The organism is Flavobacterium oncorhynchi (genome assembly GCF_002217355.1).
Lineage (GTDB): Bacteria > Bacteroidota > Bacteroidia > Flavobacteriales > Flavobacteriaceae > Flavobacterium > Flavobacterium oncorhynchi.
Map to the genome: position 1 here is coordinate 87197 of NZ_MUHA01000005.1, position 25496 is coordinate 112692.

Sequence of the window (25496 nt, forward strand, 5' to 3'; positions counted from 1 at the left end):
AATTACTTAAAATTACATGCAATTATCGGTTGTTATACTTAATTATAATGTGCGTTACTTTCTCGAACAATGCATTTTGAGTGTTCAAGAAGCACTTTTAACACTTGATGCCGAAATTATTGTAGTAGATAATAATTCATCTGACGATAGTTGTTTGATGATGAAAAATAAATTTCCTAACATTAAACTAATTAAGAACGATCGCAATTTTGGTTTTCCAAAAGGCAATAATATTGGAGTTCAATCTGCAACAGGAAAATACATTTGTATTTTAAATCCAGATACAGTTGTTGCAGAAGATACATTTATTAAAATTTTGGCTTTCGCCGAAGAAAAACAAGATTTAGGAATAACAGGCTGTAAACTAATTGACGGCACCGGAAGTTTTCTGCCTGAAAGCAAACGAGGTATTCCAACTCCTTGGGTTGCTTTTACAAAGATTTTTGGGTTGTATAAAGTATTTCCAAAATCACGAATATTTAATCGTTACTATGCACAGCATTTAAACAAAGATCAAAGCGGAAAAGTTGAGATTTTAGTGGGAGCTTTTATGCTTATGAAACGAGATCTTTACCTTGAACTAGGTGGTTTTGATGAAAATTGTTTTATGTATGCAGATGATATTGATTTGTCTTATCGTGCACTTTTGAGGCAAAAATCAAATTATTATTTTCATGAAACTACTGTTTTACACTATAAAGGAGAAAGTACAGTAAAGGACGAAAAATATATGATGCGTTTTCAAGAAGCAATGAATTACTTTTATCAAAAGCATTTTAAGAAATCTTGGTTTTTTACGTTTTTTATTCAAATAGGAAGTTTTGCTTTTTCATTTTTCAAAATGTTTCAAGCGAAAATAAAAGTAAAACCATCGCCGGAAAGTTTTATTTTTTATTCCTCAAATCAAAATTTGTCTGAAAAATTACCATCTATTTTAAAAAATAAAGTGCAGTTTTTCGATTTCAAAAAAGAAAAAATGGTAAATTCGTGCCAGGTTTTTAAGGGGAAAAACATTGAGATAATTTTGGATAATCAGTATGTTTCATTCAAAAAATGTATCAAAATCATAGAAACTCTTAAAGATAAGAACATTACTTTTAAGATTTTCCCTAAAAATACAAATTTTATAATTGGAAGCAATTCGCGAAATGACATGGGTCAAATTGTAGAAATTGAGTAAAAAATTATATTAAATGTAATTTATATTTAAAATATTCAGTAATTTCGCAATCTGATAATCAAAATCACCCTTGAGGATAACAATATGGCAAGATTTGAATTAAAACTTCCAAAAATGGGAGAAAGTGTCGCTGAAGCAACCATTACAAACTGGTTGAAAGAAGTTGGAGACAGAATTGAAGCTGATGAAGCTGTACTAGAAATTGCAACTGATAAGGTTGACAGCGAAGTGCCAAGCGAGGTGTCGGGCGTTTTAGTTGAACAATTGTTTGGTAAAGACGATTTAGTTCAAGTAGGACAAACCATTGCTATTATTGAAACAGAAGGTGATGCTCCAGCTGTGCAAGCTGTTGAAGAAACTGCAGTTCCTGTAGAAGCAGTAGAAATTGAAAAAACAATAGAAACAGTTAAAGAAGCAGTTTCTGTACCGCAAGATTTTTCTGGATCAGATAAATTCTTTTCTCCTTTAGTGAAAAATATTGCAAAAGAAGAAGGGGTTTCTGTTGCTGAATTGAACAATATTGCAGGTTCAGGAAAAGATGGACGTGTAACCAAAGAAGATATTCTAAAGTTTATAGAAAATAGAAAATCAGGTGCTCCTGCGCCGCAAACTGTTGCTGCTGCGCCAAAAGCTGCAGAACCAATAGTTCAAAAAAGTCAGCAGGCAGTTCCAGTTTCTGTTAATGGAGGTGATGAAATCATCGAAATGGACAGAATGCGTAAACTGATTTCAGGTTACATGACGGCTTCAGTTCAAACTTCGGCTCATGTACAATCATTTATTGAAGTTGACGTAACAAATATTGTAAAATGGAGAGATAAAGTGAAAACCGCTTTTGAGAAAAGAGAAGGCGAGAAGCTTACTTTTACTCCAATTATGATGGAAGCTGTTGCAAAAGCTTTAAAAGATTTTCCGGGAATGAATATTTCTGTTGATGGAGATTATATCATCAAAAAGAAAAATATTAATTTAGGAATGGCAGCCGCATTGCCAAACGGAAATCTAATTGTTCCTGTAATTAAAAATGCAGATCAATTAAATCTTGTTGGAATGGCAAAAGCAGTGAACGATTTAGGAAATCGTGCAAAAGCTGGAAAATTAAAACCAGACGATACGCAAGGTGGAACTTATACAGTAACAAATGTTGGAACATTTGGAAGTGTTTTTGGAACGCCAATTATCAATCAGCCTCAAGTTGGAATTTTAGCTCTTGGTGCGATTCGTAAAGTGCCTGCAGTTATCGAAACACCAGAAGGTGATTTTATTGGAATCCGTCAAAAAATGTTCTTGTCTCACTCTTACGATCATAGAGTTGTTGATGGAGCTTTAGGAGGAAGTTTTGTGAAAAGAGTAGCAGAGTATTTAGAAGCTTTTGATGTAGATCGCGATTTTTAATCGATCGATATTTAGATACAAACCCGAAAATTAGTTTTTTCGGGTTTTTTGTTTGTAGGAAAATAAGAAGATACAATTAAGAAGAAATTGTTCTCTGATAAATTTTGATGTTAAAATGCAAAAAAGAGACTTATTTTGGGCAAAAAAATAAAAATTTGCAAAGGAAATTCCGCTTTAAAAATTACATTTGTAAACTTATAAAATTTAAAAATGGAATTAAAGCTTAACAAACCAATTTGTTTTTTTGATCTAGAAACTACTGGAATTGACATCGGTAAAGATCGGATTGTAGAAATTTCGATATTCAAAGTTTTCCCAAACGGAAATAAAGAAAGTAAAACATGGTTAGTTAATCCTACTATCCCAATTCCGCCGCAAACAACAGCTGTGCATGGTATAACTGATGAAAAAGTGGCAAATGAACCTACTTTTACAGAATTGGCACCGCAGGTTTACAATATGATTAAGGATAGTGATTTAGGAGGTTTTAATTCAGATCGTTTTGATATTCCGTTATTGGCAGAAGAATTACTTCGTGCAGGAGTTGATTTTGATATGAAAAATAAAGTTTCTGTTGATGTTCAGACGATTTTTCATAAAATGGAAGAGCGTACATTAAGTGCTGCTTTGAAATTTTATTGCGGAAAAAGTCTTGAAAATGCCCATTCTGCAGAAGCAGATACAATGGCAACTTACGAAATTTTAAAAGCGCAATTAGATCGTTATCCAGAATTGGAGAATGATATGAAATCATTGTCTGAATTTACAACTCGAAAAAAAATAGCAGACTTTGCAGGAATGATTGCTTTTGATAAAGACAACGAAGAGATTTTTACTTTCGGAAAACATAAAGGAGCAAAAGTAGAGAAGGTATTGGAGTCAGAGCCGGGTTACTTCAGCTGGATTCAAAATGCAGACTTTCCTTTGTATACCAAAAAAGTTTTGACTGCAATTAAATTAAGAAAATTAAATACGAAATAAGGTTCTAAGGTTCTAAGGTTCTGAGTTTAGTTTCTTAGTGCCTTAGCACCTTAGTATCTTAGCAACTTAAGAAAAAGAATGAAGATTATTTGTATCGGTAGAAATTATACCAATCATATTGAGGAGCTAAAAAACGAACGACCAGATGAGCCTGTGGTTTTTATGAAGCCAGATTCGGCAGTTTTGTTGAAACAGCATCCGTTTGTAATTCCAGAATTTTCTGAAGAAGTTCATCATGAATTAGAAGTAATTGTAAAGATTAATAAAGTAGGAAAATATATTGAATCAAAGTTTGCTAATAAATATTACGAAGAAATTAGTGTAGGTATTGATTTTACAGCCAGAGATTTACAAGATAAATTGAAAGCAAAAGGATTGCCTTGGGAAAAAGCAAAAGCTTTTGACGGTTCTGCAGTAATTGGTGATTTTTTACCAAAAAGTGATTTTGTTTCATTAGAAAATCTTACGTTTGAACTCAAGAGTAATAATGAAACTGTTCAAAAAGGAAATACAAGCTTTATGCTTTGGAAAATTGACGAACTGATTTCGTACGTATCACAATTTTTTACCTTAAAAATTGGAGATATTATTTTTACTGGGACACCTGCAGGTGTTGCATCAGTTAAGCCTAATGATGTTTTAGAAGGCTTTTTAGAAGATAAAAAATTATTTAGAATACAAGTAAAATAATGGCCTTAAAGTACAACCTTTCGAAAGTGTACGCGCTTTCAGATAACGATCCTGAATTTGTAAACGAAATTCTTAATTTATTTGTTACAGAAGTTCCTGAAGATCTAAAACAAATAAAGGAAGGAATTAAGAAAAAGGATCATAAATATGCCTATTCTTATGCTCATAAAATAAAACCTACATTAGATTTAATGGGGTTAAATGTTGCTTTTGAAGAAATTCTGCAAGTAGAAGCTTGGACAAAAGCCGAGGGGAAGAAAAAGGATATTATAGAGACTTTTAAAAGTATAAAAGTTCAGGTTAAAGATGCGATCAAAGAAATCAAGAAAGATTTTGATTTGTAAGATTTAAATGTTCTTAATTCTTGTTTTTTAAAGAAAAGAATAAGAATTAAGGATTTCTTCTATTGTTGAGGTTGTTTTTCAATTTCTAAAAACTTCGTTTAGTCAACATCTGGTATTTGTTGTAAAAAGAATCCAGTTTTTATTTCCTTATAAATAAAGTAAAAACAGCAATCTACTTTCTAATAACAACTTGCATTACCGCAAGTGAAAATAATATTTGTATGAAGGCAGCCATTATAACTATTGGAGATGAAATTTTAATAGGTCAAATTATTGATACAAACTCTGGTTTTATTGCTAAATCACTTGATCGAATTGGTGTCGAAGTTGCAGAAATGATTTCGATTAGTGATGACAAAAAACACATTTTAGATACTTTTGAGCAATTGCAAAACAAAGTTGATGTTGTTATTGTAACCGGTGGTTTGGGGCCTACAAAAGATGATGTTACGAAGAAAACCTTTTGCGAATATTTTAACGATGAATTAGTTGTTAATCCAGAAGTTTTAGCACATGTAACGCAATTAATAGAAGGTTTTTATAAAAGACCAATTTCACAATTAAACAAAGATCAAGCACTCGTTCCGTCTACTTGTACAGTACTTCATAATCAAGTGGGTACTGCGCCGGGTATGTGGATGAAAAAAGAAAATACGGTATTTATTTCGCTTCCCGGAGTTCCGTATGAGATGAAATACTTAGTCGAAGAAGAGATAATTCCGAAAATAGTCAAAGAATACAAACGTCCCTACATCATTCATAAAACTATTTTAACCTATGGTCAAGGAGAGAGTTTAGTTGCAGAGCGTATAGAAACTTGGGAGAATAATCTGCCGGATTTTATAAAATTAGCGTATCTGCCAAATCCAGGCAGAGTGCGTTTGCGATTAACGGCCAGGGGAACGGATAAAGCTGAGTTAGAAAAAGCAATAGAGGAGAATGTAAAATCTTTAGATGCTATAATTCATGATATAATAGTTGGTTACGAAGAAAATGAAACGATAGAAACGGTAATTGCTAAATTTCTTTCCAGACAAAATAAAACGATTTCAACGGCAGAAAGTTGTACTGGAGGACGAATTGCTTCGTTGTTGACTTCGGTAGAAGGCTCTTCAAAATATTTTAAAGGAAGTGTTGTTTCGTATGCAACAGAGGCTAAAGTCAATGTTCTTGGTGTTTCGCAGGATTTAGTAGATGAATTTACAGTGGTAAGTGCGCAGGTTGCATCAGCTATGGCTTTGAATGTGAAAGAAATACTGAAAACGGACTATGCAATTGCGACAACTGGTAACGCCGGACCCTCAAAAGGGGATTCAGATGCTGAAATTGGCACTGTTTTTATAGCTTTGGCTACCCCAACAGAGATAATTGTAGAAGAATTTAACTTTGGTCAACCACGTGAAAAAGTGATAGATAGAGCCGCGATTAAGAGTTTGGAAATTTTACAGAAAGAAATTTTAAAAATTGTGCAATAATTTTTTGCTACAATGGTTTATTTTTCTTTTCTTTGCACCCTGATTTTGAATAACGATAAAAGATAAGTATAATGTCAAGAGTTTGTGACCTTACAGGTAAAAGAGCGATGGTAGGAAATAACGTTTCTCACGCTATGAACAAAACTAAGAGAAAGTTTTCTGTAAACTTAGTTAAAAAGCGTTTTTATCTTCCAGAAGAAGATAGATGGATTACTCTTAGAGTAGCAGCATCTACGATAAAAACAATTAATAAAAATGGAATCACTGCTGTTTTGAAAAAAGCGCAGTCAGAAGGATTTATCAAATAATCTTTTCCTAAATAAATATATAGCAAGATGGCAAAGAAAGGTAATAGAATCCAAGTAATTTTAGAATGTACTGAGCACAAGACTTCTGGTGTTCCAGGAACTTCTAGATACATTACAACTAAGAACAAAAAAAATACTCCAGACAGATTAGAGATTAAAAAATTTAATCCAATCTTAAAAAGAGTAACTGTTCATAAAGAAATTAAGTAATAATTAGAGATTTATAAGTCTCAGTGGTTTGGCCATTTGAGTTTTATAAAACTTCAAATAACATTTGAATCATGGCAAAGAAAACCGTAGCATCGTTACAAACATCTTCTAAGAGATTATCAAAAGCCATCAAAATGGTGAAATCTCCTAAAACTGGTGCATATACATTCGTAGAATCTATTATGGCTCCTGAAGAAGTTGATAATTTCTTGAAAAAGAAATAATTACATTTACAATATATAGAAAAGCTACTTTCATTCGGAAGTAGCTTTTTTATTTTTTATATTTGTTTAAAAATTTGTAGAAACCATACAATTTGTGTTTTTTTAAACATTAATTCCCGCCAGACTCTTTATCTTTACTCGTCTAAAGAAGACAAGTAAAGGATATCGTTCCTGTCGGGGTTAAATTAAAAGCAAAAGGCATTCTATAAGCATTAGGATTGTTTTTAAGCCCTAAAAAAACAGTCTACAACTAACAATAAATAAAAAATGAGTTTTTTTAAAAAATTATTCTCTACCGAAAAAAAAGAGACTTTAGATAAAGGTCTTGAAAAAACAAAAACTACTTTTTTCTCTAAGTTAAGCAAAGCTGTTGCAGGAAAATCTAAAGTTGATGATGATGTTTTAGATAATCTTGAAGAAGTTTTGGTTGCTTCAGACGTTGGTGTAAATACAACGTTGAAAATCATTGAAAGAATTGAAAAACGCGTTGCCGAAGATAAATATTTAGGTACAGCTGAATTAAATCAAATTCTTCGTGACGAAATAGGTGGTTTATTATCAGAAACTAATACAGGCGAAGGAACAGAGTTTGATATTCCAAAAGATAAAAAACCATACGTTTTAATGGTGGTTGGAGTAAACGGTGTTGGAAAAACAACTACAATTGGTAAACTGGCTTATCAGTTTAAAAAAGCGGGTTATAAAGTGGTTTTAGGTGCTGCAGATACATTTCGTGCTGCTGCAATAGACCAGTTACAAGTTTGGGCTGATCGTGTTGATGTTCCAATCGTAAGACAAAATATGGGAAGTGATCCTGCTTCTGTAGCTTTTGATACTTTGCAATCTGCTGTAGCTCAAAATGCCGATGTTGTAATTATTGATACTGCTGGACGTTTACACAATAAAGTTAATTTGATGAATGAGCTTTCTAAAGTGAAACGTGTTATGCAAAAAGTGGTTGAAGATGCTCCACATGATGTGCTTTTAGTTTTAGATGGTTCAACAGGTCAAAATGCTTTTGAGCAAGCTAAACAGTTTACTGCAGCAACAGAAGTAACATCATTGGCAGTTACAAAATTAGACGGAACAGCAAAAGGCGGTGTTGTGATTGGTATCTCAGACCAATTTCAAATTCCTGTAAAATATATTGGTGTTGGTGAAGGAATTGAAGACTTACAAGTCTTTAATAAATATGAATTCGTTGACAGTTTCTTTAAATAAAATAATAATGAGTTTTTCTTCTTTAAAAAATATATCGGCAGTTGTTTTTTATTTTGCAAGTGTGGTGTGTTTTGTTTTAGCAAATGTTTTAAGAGACAATAGTCTTTCTTTTTATTACGTTTTATTAGTTTTAGGAATAGGTTTCTTCTTTATGGGGGTTCTTAAAAGACTGCGTACTAAACAATAAAATTTAGCTTTTTAAATTTAAAAAGTATCAAAAGTGCATTGTCAAATTTAAATTTGATAATGTTTTTTGTTTTTATAGATTTTTGTCTCTTTTGAATGATATAAAGTTACCTTTGTGATTCAATGAACTTCTTTTGAAAACAGGAGCCCTAGCCCTGATGGGAGCGGCATCCTTTTTCTGACTTTTTTAGGCAGGAAAAGATACAGCGGACAGCAGGAACCAGCTCCAAATTAATATTATAAATTATTATGAAAAACACTTTTATGATTTTGGTTTTGTCGCTTTTGTTTATAAGCTGTAAACAAGAAATAAAACCCGCAGATATTGAAAAACTTAATGGTTACTGGGAAATTGAAAAAGTAGTTTTTGATAAAGGTGAAGAAAAAGCATACGGAATGAATGAAAACTTTGATTATTTTCAAATAAAAGGAAATAAGGGTACTCGTACGAAAGTTATGGCGCAGTTAGATGGTACTTTTTTAACTACAAACACTTTTGAAAATGTTGCAGTAAGATTTACAGATAAAGGAGCTTTTTTGGATTATAAAACAGATTATGCCAAATGGAGTGAGGAGTTGATCTCTGTTTCAGATGAAACTTTTGTTGTAAAGAACGATCAAAATAAAGAATATCATTATAAAAAAGCAGGACCAGTTAATATTTTAGAAAATGGCAAAAAGACTAAATAATCAAAGTACAATTGGCGATGTTTTACAGCAAATTATTCAGGTGAATAAATTGCAGCCTGGAATGGATCAAATCGATGTAAAAGAGGCATGGAGACAGTTGATGGGAAATGGAGTAAACACATACACAAGAAATGTTGTTTTAAAAGGAAGTACGCTTTATGTTGAACTTGCATCAGCCGTTTTAAGGGAAGAGTTAAGTCATGGAAAATCTAAAATCGTTAAGATGATTAATGAAGAATTGGGTCGTGAGGTTGTGAAGGATGTCGTTTTAAGATAAACTTATTTGGAATTCTAGATAGTTAAATTATGATAATCATAAAATCGAAGTTTAAAATTTTGCCAATTGTTTTAATTTCATATTTGAGTGCTTTGCCTTTTTTGGCTGTTTATTTATGTTTTATATCGCTAAAGGAAAATATAATATTAGTCGTTTTGTTTTTATTGTTTGTTGTTGTTTTCTGGCTAACCATATTGAAAACTCGGGCAAACAGGATAACAATGTATGAAGACGGTATACTAGTGAAACGTTACTTTGGATTAGGAAAATCTAAAGTATATAAATACGCTGAATTAGATGGTTTTGGTACTTTATTCGAGTCTGGAAAAGGCAGTGTTTATGAGTCGGTTTTTATTCTTGAAGAAGGAAAGAGGGTAGGTTGTATTTCTAGTTTTTATCATAGCAATTTCGATGCTTTAAAGTTAAACTTGAAAAAGAATTTAGTCGATTTAGTTGAAATGGAAAATACTTTAAAAAGTGCGAACACTTAGTTGTATATACATTAAATATAAATAAAAAGCCGTTTCAAATTTGAAACGGCTTTTTATTATGTGCAAAGCTCGGTAATTATTAGTGCCGAACTCCTAAAATCATAAATTAGAATTGCTCTCTACCAGCAAAGTGGAATGCACCTTCGATTGCAGCATTTTCGTCGCTGTCAGAACCGTGAACTGCATTTTCTCCAATTGAAGTAGCATATGCTTTACGGATAGTTCCTTCAGCAGCTTCAGCAGGATTTGTAGCACCAATTAAAGTTCTGAAATCTTCTACCGCGTTGTCTTTTTCTAAAATTGCAGCAACAATTGGTCCGCGTGACATAAATTCAACTAATTCTCCGTAGAAAGGTCTTTCTGAGTGAACTGCGTAAAATGCCTGTGCATCAGCTACAGTTAATTGAGTTAATTTTAATGAAACGATTTTAAAACCACCATTAGTGATCATTGCTAAGATATTCCCGATGTGTCCGTTTGCAACAGCATCTGGTTTAATCATTGTAAAAGTTCTATTTGTTGCCATTTTTTATTTTATTAAATTTTGTGCAAAAGTATACTTTTTTTATGAATTGATTTTAATTAATTCGTAATTAAAACACGTTAGAATGATGTTTCGGTGAATAAAAGCTCTTTTAAACCATATAATTAATGTAAGTTCATTTAAATCTGTGTGGGAAATAGCTCAGGAAGTTTTGCCATTTTCTAAAATGAACTTATATTACTTGTATGGTGGAACATTTTTATACTTTAAATATTAATTTGTTTCTGTAGAATGTCCATAAAATAAAAGTCCAGATACAAACATAGGTAAGTGCGCCAGCCAGCGAAGCGGTCATTGGATTACTGAAAAATGGTGCGATCCCGAAACTATATAAGTAATTTAATAAGTTGATTTTCTCTGAGGTATTGTGCGGATTTTGAAATTCGATCATTACTAAAGCCTGCGGAATAATCTGCGAAGTAAAGAAAACAATCATAGGATTTACGCCCCAAATTAAGAAGGGTTTGAAGCCTTTTTTGTAATTGGCGATATCAATTATGTAGTATAAAATCGTTAGAAATACTGTTGCTAATCCTGTCGTGTATAGCACATAACTGCTTGTCCAAAGTGATTTGTTTATTGGGAAAACGATGTCCCAGATTAAACCAAAAAAGATAAGTATCGTACCGATGATACCCATTTTTTGCGCTTTTTGAATTTTAATATTATTGGTTTGTAGAACCTGCCCAATTAATAAACCGATAATTCCGTTTACGATTGACGGAATTGTACTTAAGATTCCTTCAGGGTCCCAAGTTATGGTGCCGCGATACATATGTCCTTTTAATAAAACATTGTCAATCCAAGAGGCTAGATTTGTTCCTTTTTCAAGGTTAGCTTCACCAATTCCCGGCACAGGAATTAAAGTCATAATTGCCCAATAACCTAATAGTAGAATAACTCCAGTTATGATTTGTATTTTTTGAGAGGTTTTTAAATACAAAAGAGATACGACAAAATAAACGATCGCAATTCTTTGTAAAACTCCTGGAAGTCTTACGCTGCTGTAAGCTTCAATACCGCTGTAAGCTAGAAATAGATAAATAAAGAGAATTGAAAAGGCAAGTATGTTTTTAATTTTGGAACTGAAACTTCCCATTAAAGCATAGCCTACGGCAATTGTAATGGCTAATCGGCCAATTAAAAGCGGAATTCCTTCCAATCCAAATAACTGAATTTTTCCAAAAAAGTTAAAGAAAATGCCCAAACAAAGCATTCGCAAAGAGCGAACTAGAATTTTATTGAAAGTGGAGCCGTCGTAAAATTTATCCGGCATCGCTAAAGGGACGGCAACTCCCATTATAAAAATGAAAAACGGAAATACTAAATCAGTTGGTGTGCATCCGTTCCAATCGGCATGTAATAAAGGCGGATAAACATTGCCCCAATCACCAGGGTTGTTTACAATTGTCATCAATAAAATAGTGAGTCCTCTAAAGACATCTAACGAAATCAAGCGCTCTCTGGTCATAGTTTTTGGTAAATAGGTTAATTTTTGCTTTTATAAAATTTTTCTATTTGGTTTAGAGAGGCAATAATTTCGAGAGGAAGGTGGTTATTTGGTTCTCAGAATTATTACTTTATTTTTTTATATTGTTATGATGTTAAAATTCATTTCTAACGGCTTCAAATTCTCCAATAAAAGCGGTACTAATTCTTCGCCTTTTTCTAAATAAAACTCAGAAAAATTGGTTTGGCGTTCTTGTAAACTATTATTTGGAAACAATTCGCATTGTAAATCAATAACACGCTGTAATTGATTGTGTAATTTTCGTTTTTGTGCTTTTAATAAACGCTTTTCTAAATTTTCAAGACCTTTTGTCTGTTTTATTTCCTGTGCTTTAACAGCTCCCGAAAATGATTTGTCAGTTTGATCTGCCAGTTGGTAAAGATATTGAAATTGTGTTTTTAAAATATCTTTCTGCGGCGTCAAATCAATAGGAAATGTAGAAATTTTATGTGTGATTATGTTAACTAAATTCTCTTGTTTGGTAAATAAATCTTTCCAGCTTAAATTCAACTGATCTGCTTTTTTAGCTTGTTTTTCGGTTGTTAAAAGAACTGAATTACGAACTAAAAGCATTGGGAATGTAACTTTTACCGCATCAAAAAAAGATTTTAATTCAAGCCAGTAGGCAATTTCTCCGCCTCCGCCAATATAACATAAATTAGGTAATATAATTTCTTGATAAAGCGGACGCATTATCACATTTGGGCTGAACTTTTCTGGATTGCTTTCTAAAAGTTTAAGAATTTCTTCTTTTGAAAACGAGATTTTAGTATTGTTTACAAAATACTTGTCATTTTCAAAAATGATTCTTTCGCGTAAGTGATCTTCAATATAAAATAAATTAATCTCGCGCGGATTTACCTGAACAGTATATGCTGTAAGATGCTCAATTGTTTCCTGAACAGCTTTGTATGAAGTTTGTTTTTCTAATTCTTCTTTTACATACGGAATAAAGGCACGTTTTAAGTGTGCATCATCTGCATCTAAGATTACTAAACCGTAGTCTGCAAATAAGCTGTTGGCTAAAAAGCGAGTCGCATCGGCTAGATTGTCGTGTTTTAAATAGGCATCAGCAAAGAGTTTTTTTAATGTATTGGCATTTGTACTCGAGCCTAATTCCAAAGCATAAATTTCAAAAAACTCTGCCAAACCCTCGGTTGAAAGTCTTCCAACCGGACCATTACTTTCTTTGTTCCATCTGAATTTTTTTCCTTTAAAATTAAAATAGTTAATTTCTTCAAAATCATGATCTTCTGTTGCCATCCAGTAAATCGGAACAAAATTGTGCGATGGATATTTCGCTTTTAATTCTTTAGTAAGATTAATGGTCGAAATAATTTTATATAAAAAATACAATGGACCGCTAAAGAGGTTTAATTGATGTCCAGTTGTAATGGTAAAGGTATTTTCGAGAGCAAGAAGCTCAATGTTCTGTTTAGTAGAATTCGAAACCTCTATATTTTGATATTGCTTTTTTAAAGTCTCTACTAAAGGAATTCTATTGTTATTATCAAAGTTGACTGTTTTTTCAGTGATTTGTTTTTGAAAATTTTCTAAAGTAGGAAAATGATTGTACAGCGGCTTTAATTCTGATTTTTGATCTAAATAATCTTGTATTAGTTTAGAAAAATATACTGAAGTTTGGTAGCTGATACAGTCTGTAGGCATAATTTGAAATTTATTTTTGACAGCTGTAAATTTAATGAAAATATACAGTCAAAATTGGTTTTAACTATTGCTTAAGAATTGATTTTTAAAATTTAAGATAAATGTCTTAAAATCAGTTTTTTAATTAAGTTTTTTGAGGGGTTGTAAAAATGTAAAAACGCATTAATTTTGTTAATAATGTGTGAATGGTTTAAAACTAATTTGTGTATCATTGAATTATTAGAGGTGAAAACCTATTTTTGCAGTAGAAATAAATATATCTATTTTACATGGAAACTAACCCAAAAAAGAAGAACTCTTTAAAACACGTTCTTTTTGGAAGCCTAATTGGTACAACAATTGAATTTTTTGATTTTTATATTTACGCTAATGCAGCTGTATTAGTTTTTCCACAATTATTTTTCCCCAGTTCAGATTCGACTATGGCGACTTTGGAATCGTTAGCTACTTTTTCAATTGCATTCTTATCACGTCCTTTAGGTTCCGCTTTTTTTGGTCATTATGGTGATAAAATAGGCCGTAAATTTACGCTAGTTGCAGCTTTGCTAACAATGGGTATTTCGACTGTTACTATTGGATTTTTACCAAGTTACGCCAGTATAGGTGTTGCGGCGCCATTATTGTTGATGTTGTGTCGTTTTGGACAAGGGGTTGGCTTAGGAGGTGAGTGGGGAGGAGCAGTTTTGCTGGCTATAGAAAACGCACCGCCAAATAAACGCGCTTGGTACGGAATGTTTCCTCAATTAGGTGCTCCAATAGGATTGTTACTTTCGGGAGGAACATTTTTACTATTAACCGATTCTATGAGTAATGAAGACTTTATGGATTATGGCTGGAGAATTCCATTTATTGCTAGTTCACTTTTGGTTGTAGTTGGTTTTTACATTCGAACAAAAATTACTGAAACACCTTCATTTGAAAATTCTAAAAAAGAGAAAGAAGAAGTTAAAATCCCTTTTTTAGTATTGGTGAAATCATATAAAAATCAGTTGATTTTTGGTACGTTTGCTGCCATTACAACTTTTTTAGTTTTTTATTTAATGACCGTTTTTACATTGAGCTGGGCGACTTCAGATTTAGGAATTGTAAAGAGAGATGCTTTATTAGTGCAACTATTCTCGGTGCTGTTTTTTGCGGCTTTTATTCCTGTTTCGGCAGTAGTTGCTGATAAAATCGGACGTCGTAAAATGCTTATTATTGCTACAGCAGCTATTGCCGTATTTGGATTTTTCTTTTCGTATTTTTTAAGTACCGGAAATATTGTTTTAATTACCACTTTTGCTTGTATTGGAATGGGTTTAATGGGATTTACTTATGGTCCTTTAGGAACATTTTTATCAGAGTTGTTTCCAACAAATGTTCGTTATTCAGGTGCTTCTTTAACTTTTAACATGGCAGGGATTCTTGGTGCTGCTTTTGCGCCTATGATTGCCATTTATTTGGCTTCAACATATAGTGTAAGTTATGTAGGATTGTATTTAACAGCCGCTGCTAGTATTTCATTATTTTCATTTTTGGTAATTAGTAAAGAGGAACATAAGTTTTAAAGTTTTTTAATCAAAAGATTATCTACTATTTGTGCAAAGTCCGCAATCCAGATCGTGATCAGGATTGCGGACTTTGCAGCTTTAATTTCAATAAAAAATTTAAAACGACTATTCATAAAATCTTTGCCATAAAAGTCTCTAAATATCTCGTATTTTTGCAAAAAAATAATTCCCTTTGAAAACGAAACTTTTTGTAATTACACCGCCATTTACACAACTGAATACTCCGTATCCGGCAACAGCTTATATAAAAGGTTTTCTGAACACAAAAAATATCGAATCGGTTCAGGCAGATTTGGGTATTGATGTGATTTTGGAATTGTTCTCGAAGCAAGGATTAAATAATTTGTTTAAAACTTCAAGTTTTAAGTTTGAGACTTCTGGTTTTGAAATCTCAGATAACTCTAAGCGTATTTTTGCTTTGCAGGATGAATACATCAAAACCATCGATGCTGTTATTCAGTTTTTGCAGGGAAAAAATCCAACTTTGGCTTTGCAGATTTGTCAGGAAGATTTTCTGCCTGAAGCTTCTCGTTTTGCGCAGTTGGAAGAACTTGATTGGGCTTTTGGAACAATGGGAACGCAAGATAAAGCCAAACATTTGGCAACTTTATATCTTGAAGATATTTCGGATTTTATTGTAGAATGTGTTGATGAAAATTTTGGCTTCAGCCGATATGCAGAACGTTTAGGCCGAAGTGCCAATTCTTTTGATGAATTGTACAATGCTTTACAACAAAAACCAACTTATATTGATTCCGTTTTAATTTCTATTTTAAAAGAAAAAATTGAAGCTGTAAAGCCTACTTTCTTTTTGATTTCTGTCCCTTTTCCAGGAAATTTATACAGCGCATTTAGATGTGCACAATGGGTAAAACAAAATCACCCCGAAATTAAGATTTCAATGGGAGGCGGTTTTCCAAATACAGAACTGCGATCCCTTTCAGATAAACGTGTTTTTGAATTTTTCGATTTCATCACTTTAGACGATGGAGAAGTTCCAATAGAAGAACTTATTGAAAATATGTCATCCCGAGCGGAGTCGAGGGACCAGAAGCATTATAAAAGAACATTTTTATTAGAAAACGGAGAAGTAGTTTATAAAAATAACTCTTTAAAACACGATTATAAACAATCGCAAGTAGGAACTCCAGATTACTCAGATCTGCCTTTGGATAAATACATTTCGGTAATTGAAATTGTAAATCCAATGCACAGAATGTGGAGCGATGGACGCTGGAATAAACTTACGATGGCACACGGCTGCTATTGGGGAAAATGCACTTTTTGCGATATTTCGCTGGATTATATTAAAGTTTACGAACCAGTTGCGGCAAGTTTACTTTGTGATCGAATGGAAGAAATGATTTTGCAGACAGGTCAAAATGGTTTTCATTTTGTCGATGAAGCGGCGCCGCCGGCTTTAATGCGGGCTTTAGCGCTTGAAATTCTGAAGCGAAAACTTGCAGTTACTTGGTGGACGAATATTAGATTTGAAAAAAGTTTTTCTAAAGATCTTTGTCTTCTTTTAAAAGCATCTGGTTGTATTGCAGTTTCAGGCGGTTTGGAAGTTGCTTCAGACCGATTATTGAAATTAATAGACAAAGGTGTAACGGTGGAGCAAGTTGCAAAAGTAACTCGCAATTTTACTGAAGCCGGAATTATGGTTCACGCCTATTTAATGTACGGATATCCAACACAAACGATCCAAGAAACAGTTGATAGTCTTGAAATGGTTCGTCAGTTGTTTGAAGCTGGAGTTTTACAGTCTGGATTTTGGCATCAGTTTGCATTAACAGCTCATAGCCCAGTTGGATTATATCCTGAGAAATTTGGTGTAACTAAGGCTTCTGAAACTATTGGAACTTTTGCTAATAATGATATTGAATACACAGATTCTACAGGAATCAATCATGATAAATTTAGTTTTGGATTAAAGAAATCGCTTTTTAATTTCATGCACGGAATTTGTTTTGATTACGAACTTCAAGATTGGTTTGATTTCAAAATTCCGAAGACAAAAATTCATCCTGATTTTATATTTAATGCACTTGAAGAGCAAAATGATTTCAGCACAAAACCAAATGCAAAAGTAGTTTGGCTTGGTGGAAAACCTTCAACGGAGATTTTTACTAAATCAAAAAAAGGCAGAAGCTGGGAAATGATGGCGCTGGCTTTTCATGATAAAAAACAAAGTTTCAGTATTCAAACTAGTAATGAAGAAGGTAAATGGCTAATCGAAATTTTAACTAAAATCTCAGTTTTAAATTCTAAAAGTTATACTTTTCAAGAAGTAAAAAACGATTTTGAAACTCTTTTAGAAGATTTTGAATTGTTTTGGTATTCAAAACCTATAAACACTTTACGCGAGTTCGGATTGTTGGTTTTATAAATCAATATTCGACAAAAGTTCCGTCGCTTGGAATTGTAGTTTTAGAGAGAAGATTATTTTCAGCAAGAGCCGTTTTTAGTTCTTCACGAGTTGTTGGACAATGGTTTAAAGCTTCAAGATGATTTGCAAAAACATTTCCTGGAGCAAGTGTTGTAAATTTCAAAATATCATTCATTCGCATTAATAAAGGCTGGCCAAAATCTAATCTGGCAGTTCCGCAGGCAACGGTTGCAATATCAGGTTTTAACTCTATGAGCGCTTTTTGTACATCATTGGTAAAAATGGTGTCGGCGCTTATGTAAACAGATTTTTCATTTTCGAGTTCAATGTAAAATCCCATTACGTTTCCCATTAATTTTGCAACAAAACCATAACCATGAAGTGCTGGAATACCAATAATTTTTCCATCTAGAAAAGATTGCGGTTCCCAGTAATTTAAAGTTTGAACAATGTTAAGTCCTCTTTTTGTAAGCACTTTTTCATCTTTTGCACTGCAAATTACAGGGATGCTTTTTCGTCTTAAAAAAACTTCGCCAGCTTTGTCTATATGATCTGGATGCAAATGAGTTATTAAACAATGAGTTACTTTGCTCAAAATTTCTCGGCTGTTTTTGGGCAGAGAAACCAAGGGATTTCTTTTTGGCTTGTATCGAAAGATTGTAAATGGAGGAATCGTTTTTCTTTTTCCTAACATTGGATCTACCAAAATTACATGCTTCTCTGTTTCAATAACTAAAGTCGCATTTCGCAAATGATGTATTTTCATATCTGGAAAATTAGATATTAAAAATACAAAGATTTTTCAAATTTGATTTATAGATTTTTCTTTATTTTTAACAGGATTGTTATTGATTGTGATAAGAATTTTTGACAATTTATTCAATAGAAAATCTAAAGCCAATTCCGTGAAGGTTTTCAATCGAAATACCTTTTTCATTTGATAGAATTTTACGCAATCGGGAAATAAAAACATCAAGACTTCGTCCCATGAAATAATCATCAGTTCCCCAAAGAGAGGTTAGGATTTGTTCTCTTTTTAATACGGAGTTTTTGTTATCGAGGAATAGTTTTAATAATTCGGCTTCGCGCTGTGTAAGTCCAATTTTTTCATCATCATTGAAAAGAATGAAGTTTTTAGTATCAAATTGGTATTTTCCAATTTCGTAGATCGATTTCTCAACCGTGATATTTCGCTGTGAACGTTTTAGAAAAATTTCAATTTTAAGCATTAATTCTTCAATACTAAAAGGCTTTACCAAATAATCATCAGCTCCTAAACGCAGTCCTTTTATGCGATCTTCTTTTAAGGTTTTTGCCGATAGAAAAATAATAGGCACATCTAAATCTATTTTTCTTATTTCCGAAGCCAGTTCAAAACCATCCATTTTTGGCATCATAATATCAAAAATACAAATGTCAAAACTCTCTTTTTTAAAAGTTTCCAAGCCAGACTTACCATCAATACAATGAACAACTTCGTAATTGTTTTGTTCTAAATTATCCTTGGTCAAAAAGGCTAACGTTTCATCATCTTCGGTATAAAGTATTTTATAATGTTTCATTTTTTATAAGGAATAGATAAAGTTATAGTAACTCCGTTTGTTGCATTGTTTTCGGCTTTAATTTTCCAGTTTTGCAGTCCGCAAATTTCTTTTACATAATATAAACCAAGTCCAAAACCATTAACCTCGTTGCTTTTTTCATTTTGAACTCTATAAAATTTATCAAATATAAAGGATATTTTTTTAGCAGAAATTCCAATTCCGTTATCAATAACTTCAATCTTTAAAATCGACTTTTCGTCAGATATTCTAACTGTGATTTCTGGTTTTGCATTGCAGTATTTTACTGCATTGTCTAAAAGATTATAAATGATATTAGAGAAATGAAATACATCTGTTTCTAATAAATATTCCTTTGAAAGGGTTTCAATTTTGATAACCGCTTCTGGGTATTTCAACTGAATGTTTTCAATTGCTTCTTCAATAATTGGAACAATTAAAACAGTTTCTTTTTTTAATTCTAAAGGTTTGTAATCTGATTTCGCAATATTTAAAATCTTTTCAATATGATTATTCAGTTTATTACTCTGATTGATTATAATATCAGTATAAGTATGCAGTTTTTTATTTTCCTTAATTGGATTTTGTTCTATTAAATATTTTGATGCAATTAAAATAGAAGATAATGGGGTTTTAAATTCATGCGTCATATTATTGATAAAATCACGCTGCAATTCAGAGTATTTTTTTTGTTGCAAAAGTTTAAAAATTGAGTATACGTAAATTAATAAAATCAAAATTAAAGCAGTTGAAAGCACAAACCAAAAACGCATTGAACTGAATAAGTAGGTCGTTTCGTTAGGAAAACGAACTGCAAAGTAGTAAACAAGATTTTTATGTTTAGGAAAAGAAACTGTTTTTTGTGCTTTTGCTTTTTGAGACAAAGAAATATAATTTCCATATACCATTTCGTCGCTTTGACAATTGTACATCGCATATTCAAAATCGGTTGTAATGTTCATCTTTTTGAATTCTGATCTTAAATAAAATTCTAAAATATCGGGTTCAAACTCATTGTCGATGTTTACAATGTAATAATCGTTTGAAACTTTTCGAACAGGATTTTGACAAGATGGCTCGCGATCTTTTCCTTCATATAATTTTCTGGCAACTTCAAGAAGTGCAATATGGGCTTTCTGGCTAAGCTTTTTTTGTTCTAATGTAAAAGCTTCTTTTGTCCAAAGCAATTGCGCTACCAAAATGCTTATAATGGCAATTAATCCGAGGAGGATGATACTGTTAAGTCTGTTAATTTTCAAGAAAAAGGCATTTTAAAAGTGTAATATTAATCATTTTTAAGACTAAAATAAGGGATTAACAAGTCATTAACAAAGATTTGAAACTGGTTAACAGCGATTTGTTTTTGTCTGGACTACTTTTGAAATATAAAATTAGAACTATAAACCATTTAAAATATTTGACTATGAGAATCATCAAAATTTCTATGCTTGCTTTGGCTTTAGGCTTAATGTCTTTTTCTGCTATTGCGCCAGTACAATCATTAGTTTCTGAAACAACAGTAATTGAAGCAGCTTCAACAATTGTTTGGAAAGCTGAAACGATAGATGTTGGACAGATACCTCAAGGTACTCCAAAAGCAATTGTTTACGAATTTAAAAATACAGGAAAAACAGCTGTAGTAATTACAGATGTAAAAGGTTCATGCGGTTGTACAGCAACTGATTATACAAAAGAGCCAATTTTACCTGGTAAATCTGCAAAAGTTACTGCAACTTATAACGCTGCAAACAAAGGCGGATTTACAAAAACCGTAACGGTAACAACAAGTGCTGAAACAGCTCCAAAAGTGCTTACATTAAAAGGAACTGTTATTTAAATAAGTTTATTTTTAGAGGTTAGTTATATAAAGTGGATACTCCAAATACATAATGTATTTGGAGTTTTTTTGTTTTTAATTGGATTGTTTTTTTTGAATAAAACAGGATTAAACTGGAACAAATTTATTTTTTTGCAATTGGCTTGTTTTCAGTAAAACTTTTCTATTTTTATACAAAAAATAGTATGAAAATTTGGTATTCTTTTATTGCTGTTGTACTTCTTGCAGTTGTGGTTTCGTGTAATTCTAAAGCGGATAAAAAAGAAGAAAATCAAACAAAAACAGCAAAGGTGGTTGTTCCTGAACTTAAACTTACTATCGACAGGACTGCAATTGCTGATTTTTACGAAACCTATCCGAAATTAAAGAATTTTCAAGAGGAGGTTCTTTCTTTATATAAAAAGAAGGAATCGACACAATTATGGCTTGATAACAAAGGCGTGGTGGAGTTTGGGAATACTTTGTATAACAAATATAAAGGTTTAGATAATGAAGGTTTAAAAGCCAATTTTCCATACAAAGAAATCAATTTTATTTTTGAAGGCAATGCCGATAACAAGTTGTCGCAAGTAAATACTGACTTGATGATTACCAATTTGTACTTTTATTATGGAGAAAAAGTATATCGTGGTTTTGACGAAAAAACGACTAGATCTTTAGAATGGCTTCTTCCTCGAAAAAAAATGAATTATCAAGTTTTCTCTGATTCGATTTTTCAAAAATCTACTATAAACGATGATCGAAAGAGTAAAATGTTCAGCCAGTATTATAAACTTCGCGATGTTCTTCGTGAATACAGAGAAATTGAAAAAAAAGGCGGTTGGAAAACTATTGAAATAGATGATAGTTATAAAAATCTAAAATTAGGAGATTCGTCTGATGTTATAGCTCAGATTAGAGAAAGACTTTACGTTACAAAAGATATTAAAGAGGATTCTAAAAGTGCAGTATGCGATTCGGTTTTAATGAAATCGATTAAAAACTACGAATTGCATCATGGTTTGTCTCCCAAAAATATAATCTTACGTGAACATATTGATGAAATGAATGTGCCTGTATCTGATAGAATTAAAACGATAATTGCGAATATGGAGCGCTGCCGCTGGATTGATCCTGAATTAGAAAAAGGTAAAGAATATCTAGAGGTAAATATTCCAGAGTTTAAATTGTATTTAATTCGGGATGGTAAAATTGCGTTTACATCGGCGGTAGTAGTTGGAAAAGCGATGACAAAAACGGTTATTTTTAGTGGAATGATGAATAATATTGTTTTTAGTCCGTATTGGAATGTTCCCACAAGCATTATCAATAAAGAGATAAAACCAGGAATGGCAAAGAATAAAAATTATTTAAAACAGAAAAATTTAGAATGGAATAATGGTGCTGTTCGTCAGCTTCCAGGAAAAAACAATTCATTAGGTTTAGTGAAGTTTTTATTTCCGAATTCTAGTAATATTTATCTGCATGATACACCTTCAAAAAGTTTATTTGAAAGAGAAAGCAGAGCTTTCAGTCATGGATGTGTACGTGTCGCAAAACCTCGTGAACTGGCAATTGAATTATTAAAGCAAGATCCCTCATGGACACCTGCAAGAATTGACAAAGCCATGCACGCTGGTAAAGAAAGCTGGTACACGTTAAAAAATAAAATACCTGTTTACATTGGTTATTTTACAGCTTGGGTTGATCGAGAAGGGAACATGAATTTTTATAAAGATATTTATCAAAGAGATGAAAGTTTGATAAAACTACTGACAGAAGAATAAATATAAAAGTTCTACCTGCAAATTACACGGTTTAAAACTAAATTTTTGCTTATAAATTCGTGTAATTTGCAGTAAAAATTATTTATTCAAGATGTCAATACACTTATAAAAGCGTTTTCTATAATGTTCTGTATCCAAAGCCGTAATGGTAACTTTTTGTGCTTTTCCAGATGAAGCATGAATAAATTTAGACTGCATTCCGTTTGCTTCACATATTATTCCAACGTGGCCGACTACAGTTTTATTTTTGTAACCATAAAAAACTAGAACATCACCAACTTTAAATTCTTCAGGTTTTAAAGAAGTACCTAAATTTTTGTAACCGCTGGAACTTCTTGGTAAAGTCATGCCGAAATTTTTAAAAATATAACCGACAAAACCAGAACAGTCAAATCCTTTTTTGGGATCATTGCTGGCATATTTGTACGGCATGCCTAAGCTTTTCTTGGCATATTCGATAATAGAATCTCGGTTAATTTCGGTTTGTATTTTTGGATTAGAAAAAGTAGTTTGTTGTTCGTTCTTTTTTAAAGTAAAAGAAGAAAATAAAGTAAAAGATAGTAAAGCTGTAAGGAGATACGATTTCATTTTTTTATAAGAAGAAAATATTTAATCGATAAAGATAGGTTCTAAAAATTGTAAATCAAAAGAATGATTTATATTAATTGTAAGAATTAACTGTTTTTGTAAGCCTTTTTTAGTGTGTTAAGGTATCTATTTTTATTAGTTTAGGATATTTTAGACACATTGTTTCAAAAAATTTTAGCAATCACATTTGTGTTTTAACAAATAAATTATGTTTAGCAAAAAAGGGGGCTAATAAAAAATAATATATTTAAGTTTGTTTTCTTTCTGTTGATTTCCAATACTATGATGGCAAACGTTACACTTCCAAATTTTTTTGGTGATAATATGGTTTTACAGCGCAGCTCAAAAGTGAAAATGTGGGGTTGGGCAAATCCGAATGAGGAAATCAAATTGGTTTCGAGTTGGGATAATCAAGAGTATAAAACTGTTACTGATAATGAGGCAAAGTGGGAGTTTTACATTAAAACACCTGAAGCTGGCGGACCTTTTACAATCGTAATAAAAGGTTTTAAAGAAGTTGTTTTAGAAAACATTTTGATTGGAGAAGTTTGGCTTTGCGCAGGACAATCAAACATGGAAATGTCTGTTGACTGGGGAATAGATAATGGTGAAGAAGAAGCGAAGAATGCTTCAAATTCAAATATTCGTTTTTATACCGTTCCAAAATCAACAGCCGTAACTCCGCAGCATAATTTATCTGGTAATTGGGTTGAATCGACTCCAGAAACCATGAGAAATTTTAGCGCTATTGGTTATTTCTTTGCCAAACGCTTACAGGAAGATTTAAAAAATGTTCCAATTGGATTGATTTCTTCAAATTGTGGAGGAACTCCTGCAGAGATTTGGATGCCAGAAGAAGTTGTACAAAATAATCCTGTTTTGTTGGAAAGTGCCAAGAAATTAAATAAGCAAGAATACGATCCACATTTGCCAGGACGTGCTTATAATGCAATGATTCATCCTTTTGCAGGATTTAAAATTGCGGGCACGCTTTGGTATCAAGGAGAATCAAATGTTGGTTCGTTAGTTTATGATAAGACATTATCAGCTTTGATCGCTTCGTGGAGAAAGAAATGGAATGACGAATTTCCTTTTTACTTCGTTCAAATCGCTCCTTTTAAAGCAGGAGCAAATAATTTTTCGAATGTAATAGTTAGAAATTCTCAAAGAAAAATTTTGAAAGAAGTCCCGAAAACTGGAATGGTTTTGACTTCGGACATTTCAGATATTACGGATATTCATCCAAAAAATAAAAAAGATGTTGGAATCCGTTTGGCAAATTTAGCTTTGACCGAAACCTATAAAATCAATTTAAGTTTAGTTAATGGGCCACTTTACAAAGAAATTAAAATGGAGAAAAATACAGTAGAAGTTTCTTTTGACTATGCTGAAGGATTGTATTTTAAGAATAAAAATTCTAAACAATTTGAAGTTGCTGGAGCTGATGGAGTTTTCTATTTTGCCGAAGCATCAATTAGAAACAGTCAAGTTGTTTTGATATGCAAGAAAGTTGATAATCCTCTAAAAGTCAGATTTGCTTGGGGAAATATAATACAATCTGACTTGTTTAATGAAGCAAATCTGCCAGCTTCTTGTTTTATTACAGAGTAGAAAGAATTTTTAAAGTTTTTTTTGCTCCTTTAAGTCATTTTGTGTTTTACCCGACACGATCAAGTTGAAACGGACAATGAAGAATACGTAAGTGTAAGTTTTTATTTATATCTTTGAAATACAGCGATGTAAGGAGAGCTGAGAAGCGGTTTTTATGACGTTGATTTTAAAGGTAAGCTGAAAACTTTATAGAGTAGGCACGATTTTAAAAGTATACTTATGGAAAATTCTTTATTTAAAAAAGTAAAAAAAGCTATTGATTACTGGTATATTCCGCTGTTAGTAGGATTACTGTTTGTTGGAATCGGAATTTGGTCTTTTATGACGCCGTTGGCAGCTTATTTAACTCTTGCGTTTCTCTTTAGTGTTTCGTTTTTAGGAAGCGGAATTTTTGAAATCATTTTTGCTCTTTCAAACAGAAAGAAAATCGACAATTGGGGATGGACATTAGCATCGGGAATTATAGGTTTAGTAGTGGGAATTTTGCTGGTTATTAATCCACTGATCTCAATTACTTTACTGCCGCTTTATGTAGGTTTTGTAATTCTATTTCGCTCTATAATGGCTATAGTTATTGCTTTTAATTTAAAGAGTTATGCTGTTTCTGATTGGGGAAATCTTTTGATTCTTGGAATACTCGGAACTATATTTTCGTTTGTATTATTATGGAATCCAGTTTTTGCAGGACTTTCATTAGTATATTGGACAGCTTTTGCTTTTATTGCTCTTGGAATTTTTTATATTTATTTTTCTTTCAAATTAAAGAGAATTCATGATATGCATTAAGAAGATTTTAATT

The 25496-nt window shown here is 32.1% G+C and carries 27 protein-coding genes; 20 read left to right on the forward strand and 7 right to left on the reverse strand.

Annotated elements, in window-relative coordinates:
* Positions 1 to 16: 16 nt before the first annotated feature.
* The 14 genes from B0A75_RS03625 to B0A75_RS20380 all read left to right on the forward strand — a co-directional run bounded on the left by B0A75_RS03625 (position 17) and on the right by B0A75_RS20380 (position 9672).
* Positions 17 to 1180: a glycosyltransferase family 2 protein gene (locus tag B0A75_RS03625; protein ID WP_089052926.1), complete on the forward strand. Its 1164-nt coding sequence runs from the start codon at positions 17 to 19 to the stop codon at positions 1178 to 1180.
* An 84-nt stretch (positions 1181 to 1264) separates the two neighbouring features.
* Positions 1265 to 2575, forward strand: a complete 1311-nt coding sequence (locus tag B0A75_RS03630; protein WP_089052927.1) for a dihydrolipoamide acetyltransferase family protein — start codon at positions 1265 to 1267, stop codon at positions 2573 to 2575.
* Between the two features lie 210 nt (positions 2576 to 2785).
* A complete protein-coding gene (locus B0A75_RS03635) occupies positions 2786 to 3556 on the forward strand; it encodes a 3'-5' exonuclease (RefSeq protein ID WP_089052928.1) in 771 nt (256 codons plus the stop codon).
* A 78-nt stretch (positions 3557 to 3634) separates the two neighbouring features.
* Positions 3635 to 4246 (forward strand): fumarylacetoacetate hydrolase family protein, encoded by a 612-nt coding sequence (locus tag B0A75_RS03640; RefSeq protein ID WP_089052929.1) that lies wholly within the window; start codon positions 3635 to 3637, stop codon positions 4244 to 4246.
* A complete protein-coding gene (locus tag B0A75_RS03645) occupies positions 4246 to 4590 on the forward strand; it encodes an Hpt domain-containing protein (RefSeq protein WP_089052930.1) in 345 nt (114 codons plus the stop codon). Before B0A75_RS03640 ends, B0A75_RS03645 begins: the two co-directional genes overlap by 1 nt.
* Before the next feature lie 221 nt (positions 4591 to 4811).
* Entirely contained in the window at positions 4812 to 6065 is a 1254-nt protein-coding gene (locus B0A75_RS03650; protein ID WP_089052931.1) for a CinA family nicotinamide mononucleotide deamidase-related protein, read from the forward strand.
* Between the two features lie 71 nt (positions 6066 to 6136).
* A complete protein-coding gene (gene rpmB / locus B0A75_RS03655) occupies positions 6137 to 6373 on the forward strand; it encodes a 50S ribosomal protein L28 (protein WP_008468080.1) in 237 nt (78 codons plus the stop codon).
* A 27-nt stretch (positions 6374 to 6400) separates the two neighbouring features.
* On the forward strand, positions 6401 to 6583 hold the full coding sequence (rpmG, locus tag B0A75_RS03660; protein ID WP_008253902.1) for a 50S ribosomal protein L33: 183 nt from the start codon (positions 6401 to 6403) through the stop codon (positions 6581 to 6583).
* 71 nt (positions 6584 to 6654) lie between these two features.
* Positions 6655 to 6807: a DUF4295 domain-containing protein gene (locus tag B0A75_RS03665; protein ID WP_071634818.1), complete on the forward strand. Its 153-nt coding sequence runs from the start codon at positions 6655 to 6657 to the stop codon at positions 6805 to 6807.
* 267 nt (positions 6808 to 7074) lie between these two features.
* Positions 7075 to 8028, forward strand: coding sequence for a signal recognition particle-docking protein FtsY (gene ftsY / locus B0A75_RS03670; protein ID WP_089052932.1), 954 nt, complete (start codon positions 7075 to 7077; stop codon positions 8026 to 8028).
* A gap of 7 nt (positions 8029 to 8035) precedes the next feature.
* The gene (locus B0A75_RS03675) at positions 8036 to 8215 is read left to right on the forward strand and encodes a hypothetical protein (protein ID WP_089053092.1); all 180 of its coding nucleotides are present in this window, start codon (positions 8036 to 8038) and stop codon (positions 8213 to 8215) included.
* A 248-nt stretch (positions 8216 to 8463) separates the two neighbouring features.
* Positions 8464 to 8904 (forward strand): hypothetical protein, encoded by a 441-nt coding sequence (locus B0A75_RS03680; protein ID WP_089052933.1) that lies wholly within the window; start codon positions 8464 to 8466, stop codon positions 8902 to 8904.
* Positions 8885 to 9181 (forward strand): DUF721 domain-containing protein, encoded by a 297-nt coding sequence (locus tag B0A75_RS03685; protein WP_089052934.1) that lies wholly within the window; start codon positions 8885 to 8887, stop codon positions 9179 to 9181. Before B0A75_RS03680 ends, B0A75_RS03685 begins: the two co-directional genes overlap by 20 nt.
* A gap of 221 nt (positions 9182 to 9402) precedes the next feature.
* Positions 9403 to 9672 carry a hypothetical protein gene (locus tag B0A75_RS20380; RefSeq protein ID WP_123872310.1) on the forward strand — a complete coding sequence of 90 codons (270 nt, stop codon included), beginning with the start codon at positions 9403 to 9405 and terminating at the stop codon, positions 9670 to 9672.
* A gap of 106 nt (positions 9673 to 9778) precedes the next feature.
* Here B0A75_RS20380 and B0A75_RS03695 read toward each other — a convergent pair whose 3' ends face one another.
* The 3 genes from B0A75_RS03695 to bshC form a co-directional block, all read right to left on the reverse strand.
* The gene (locus B0A75_RS03695; protein WP_089052936.1) at positions 9779 to 10198 is read right to left on the reverse strand and encodes a nucleoside-diphosphate kinase; all 420 of its coding nucleotides are present in this window, start codon (positions 10196 to 10198) and stop codon (positions 9779 to 9781) included.
* 217 nt (positions 10199 to 10415) lie between these two features.
* Positions 10416 to 11687 carry an acyltransferase family protein gene (locus B0A75_RS03700; RefSeq protein ID WP_089052937.1) on the reverse strand — a complete coding sequence of 424 codons (1272 nt, stop codon included), beginning with the start codon at positions 11685 to 11687 and terminating at the stop codon, positions 10416 to 10418.
* Positions 11688 to 11804: 117 nt separating this feature from the next.
* A complete protein-coding gene (gene bshC, locus B0A75_RS03705) occupies positions 11805 to 13394 on the reverse strand; it encodes a bacillithiol biosynthesis cysteine-adding enzyme BshC (RefSeq protein WP_089052938.1) in 1590 nt (529 codons plus the stop codon).
* Positions 13395 to 13663: 269 nt separating this feature from the next.
* Between bshC and B0A75_RS03710 the strand changes: the two genes are divergently transcribed.
* Positions 13664 to 14941: an MFS transporter gene (locus B0A75_RS03710; protein WP_089052939.1), complete on the forward strand. Its 1278-nt coding sequence runs from the start codon at positions 13664 to 13666 to the stop codon at positions 14939 to 14941.
* 175 nt (positions 14942 to 15116) lie between these two features.
* Positions 15117 to 17333 carry a B12-binding domain-containing radical SAM protein gene (locus B0A75_RS03715; protein ID WP_089052940.1) on the forward strand — a complete coding sequence of 739 codons (2217 nt, stop codon included), beginning with the start codon at positions 15117 to 15119 and terminating at the stop codon, positions 17331 to 17333.
* A gap of 1 nt (position 17334) precedes the next feature.
* Here the strand turns inward: B0A75_RS03715 and B0A75_RS03720 are convergent, their stop codons facing one another.
* The 3 genes from B0A75_RS03720 to B0A75_RS03730 all read right to left on the reverse strand — a co-directional run bounded on the left by B0A75_RS03720 (position 17335) and on the right by B0A75_RS03730 (position 20154).
* Entirely contained in the window at positions 17335 to 18099 is a 765-nt protein-coding gene (locus B0A75_RS03720) for an MBL fold metallo-hydrolase (RefSeq protein ID WP_089052941.1), read from the reverse strand.
* A 109-nt stretch (positions 18100 to 18208) separates the two neighbouring features.
* A complete protein-coding gene (locus B0A75_RS03725) occupies positions 18209 to 18895 on the reverse strand; it encodes a response regulator transcription factor (protein WP_089052942.1) in 687 nt (228 codons plus the stop codon).
* The gene (locus B0A75_RS03730) at positions 18892 to 20154 is read right to left on the reverse strand and encodes a sensor histidine kinase (protein ID WP_089052943.1); all 1263 of its coding nucleotides are present in this window, start codon (positions 20152 to 20154) and stop codon (positions 18892 to 18894) included. Before B0A75_RS03730 ends, B0A75_RS03725 begins: the two co-directional genes overlap by 4 nt.
* A 164-nt stretch (positions 20155 to 20318) precedes the next feature.
* Between B0A75_RS03730 and B0A75_RS03735 the strand changes: the two genes are divergently transcribed.
* Positions 20319 to 20732: a DUF1573 domain-containing protein gene (locus tag B0A75_RS03735; RefSeq protein WP_089052944.1), complete on the forward strand. Its 414-nt coding sequence runs from the start codon at positions 20319 to 20321 to the stop codon at positions 20730 to 20732.
* 185 nt (positions 20733 to 20917) lie between these two features.
* The gene (locus B0A75_RS03740; RefSeq protein WP_089052945.1) at positions 20918 to 22498 is read left to right on the forward strand and encodes a L,D-transpeptidase family protein; all 1581 of its coding nucleotides are present in this window, start codon (positions 20918 to 20920) and stop codon (positions 22496 to 22498) included.
* Between the two features lie 78 nt (positions 22499 to 22576).
* Here B0A75_RS03740 and B0A75_RS03745 read toward each other — a convergent pair whose 3' ends face one another.
* Positions 22577 to 23086 (reverse strand): C40 family peptidase, encoded by a 510-nt coding sequence (locus tag B0A75_RS03745; RefSeq protein ID WP_089052946.1) that lies wholly within the window; start codon positions 23084 to 23086, stop codon positions 22577 to 22579.
* Between the two features lie 282 nt (positions 23087 to 23368).
* Between B0A75_RS03745 and B0A75_RS03750 the strand changes: the two genes are divergently transcribed.
* Together B0A75_RS03750 and B0A75_RS03755 are read left to right on the forward strand one after the other, a co-directional pair.
* A complete protein-coding gene (locus B0A75_RS03750) occupies positions 23369 to 24697 on the forward strand; it encodes a sialate O-acetylesterase (RefSeq protein ID WP_244284341.1) in 1329 nt (442 codons plus the stop codon).
* Between the two features lie 219 nt (positions 24698 to 24916).
* A complete protein-coding gene (locus tag B0A75_RS03755; protein ID WP_089052948.1) occupies positions 24917 to 25483 on the forward strand; it encodes an HdeD family acid-resistance protein in 567 nt (188 codons plus the stop codon).
* Positions 25484 to 25496: the final 13 nt, after the last annotated feature.

What these genes read in the sequence shown, in the direction of transcription:
- B0A75_RS03625 (WP_089052926.1), top strand. Translation starts at nt 17, where the DNA reads ATGCAATTATCGGTTGTTATACTTAATTATAATGTGCGTTACTTTCTC.
- B0A75_RS03630 (WP_089052927.1), top strand. Translation starts at nt 1,265, where the DNA reads ATGGCAAGATTTGAATTAAAACTTCCAAAAATGGGAGAAAGTGTCGCT.
- B0A75_RS03635 (WP_089052928.1), top strand. Translation starts at nt 2,786, where the DNA reads ATGGAATTAAAGCTTAACAAACCAATTTGTTTTTTTGATCTAGAAACT.
- B0A75_RS03640 (WP_089052929.1), top strand. Translation starts at nt 3,635, where the DNA reads ATGAAGATTATTTGTATCGGTAGAAATTATACCAATCATATTGAGGAG.
- B0A75_RS03645 (WP_089052930.1), top strand. Translation starts at nt 4,246, where the DNA reads ATGGCCTTAAAGTACAACCTTTCGAAAGTGTACGCGCTTTCAGATAAC.
- B0A75_RS03650 (WP_089052931.1), top strand. Translation starts at nt 4,812, where the DNA reads ATGAAGGCAGCCATTATAACTATTGGAGATGAAATTTTAATAGGTCAA.
- rpmB (WP_008468080.1), top strand. Translation starts at nt 6,137, where the DNA reads ATGTCAAGAGTTTGTGACCTTACAGGTAAAAGAGCGATGGTAGGAAAT.
- rpmG (WP_008253902.1), top strand. Translation starts at nt 6,401, where the DNA reads ATGGCAAAGAAAGGTAATAGAATCCAAGTAATTTTAGAATGTACTGAG.
- B0A75_RS03665 (WP_071634818.1), top strand. Translation starts at nt 6,655, where the DNA reads ATGGCAAAGAAAACCGTAGCATCGTTACAAACATCTTCTAAGAGATTA.
- ftsY (WP_089052932.1), top strand. Translation starts at nt 7,075, where the DNA reads ATGAGTTTTTTTAAAAAATTATTCTCTACCGAAAAAAAAGAGACTTTA.
- B0A75_RS03675 (WP_089053092.1), top strand. Translation starts at nt 8,036, where the DNA reads ATGAGTTTTTCTTCTTTAAAAAATATATCGGCAGTTGTTTTTTATTTT.
- B0A75_RS03680 (WP_089052933.1), top strand. Translation starts at nt 8,464, where the DNA reads ATGAAAAACACTTTTATGATTTTGGTTTTGTCGCTTTTGTTTATAAGC.
- B0A75_RS03685 (WP_089052934.1), top strand. Translation starts at nt 8,885, where the DNA reads ATGGCAAAAAGACTAAATAATCAAAGTACAATTGGCGATGTTTTACAG.
- B0A75_RS20380 (WP_123872310.1), top strand. Translation starts at nt 9,403, where the DNA reads ATGTATGAAGACGGTATACTAGTGAAACGTTACTTTGGATTAGGAAAA.
- B0A75_RS03695 (WP_089052936.1), bottom strand. Translation starts at nt 10,198, where the DNA reads ATGGCAACAAATAGAACTTTTACAATGATTAAACCAGATGCTGTTGCA.
- B0A75_RS03700 (WP_089052937.1), bottom strand. Translation starts at nt 11,687, where the DNA reads ATGACCAGAGAGCGCTTGATTTCGTTAGATGTCTTTAGAGGACTCACT.
- bshC (WP_089052938.1), bottom strand. Translation starts at nt 13,394, where the DNA reads ATGCCTACAGACTGTATCAGCTACCAAACTTCAGTATATTTTTCTAAA.
- B0A75_RS03710 (WP_089052939.1), top strand. Translation starts at nt 13,664, where the DNA reads ATGGAAACTAACCCAAAAAAGAAGAACTCTTTAAAACACGTTCTTTTT.
- B0A75_RS03720 (WP_089052941.1), bottom strand. Translation starts at nt 18,099, where the DNA reads ATGAAAATACATCATTTGCGAAATGCGACTTTAGTTATTGAAACAGAG.
- B0A75_RS03725 (WP_089052942.1), bottom strand. Translation starts at nt 18,895, where the DNA reads ATGAAACATTATAAAATACTTTATACCGAAGATGATGAAACGTTAGCC.
- B0A75_RS03735 (WP_089052944.1), top strand. Translation starts at nt 20,319, where the DNA reads ATGAGAATCATCAAAATTTCTATGCTTGCTTTGGCTTTAGGCTTAATG.
- B0A75_RS03740 (WP_089052945.1), top strand. Translation starts at nt 20,918, where the DNA reads ATGAAAATTTGGTATTCTTTTATTGCTGTTGTACTTCTTGCAGTTGTG.
- B0A75_RS03745 (WP_089052946.1), bottom strand. Translation starts at nt 23,086, where the DNA reads ATGAAATCGTATCTCCTTACAGCTTTACTATCTTTTACTTTATTTTCT.
- B0A75_RS03750 (WP_244284341.1), top strand. Translation starts at nt 23,369, where the DNA reads ATGATGGCAAACGTTACACTTCCAAATTTTTTTGGTGATAATATGGTT.
- B0A75_RS03755 (WP_089052948.1), top strand. Translation starts at nt 24,917, where the DNA reads ATGGAAAATTCTTTATTTAAAAAAGTAAAAAAAGCTATTGATTACTGG.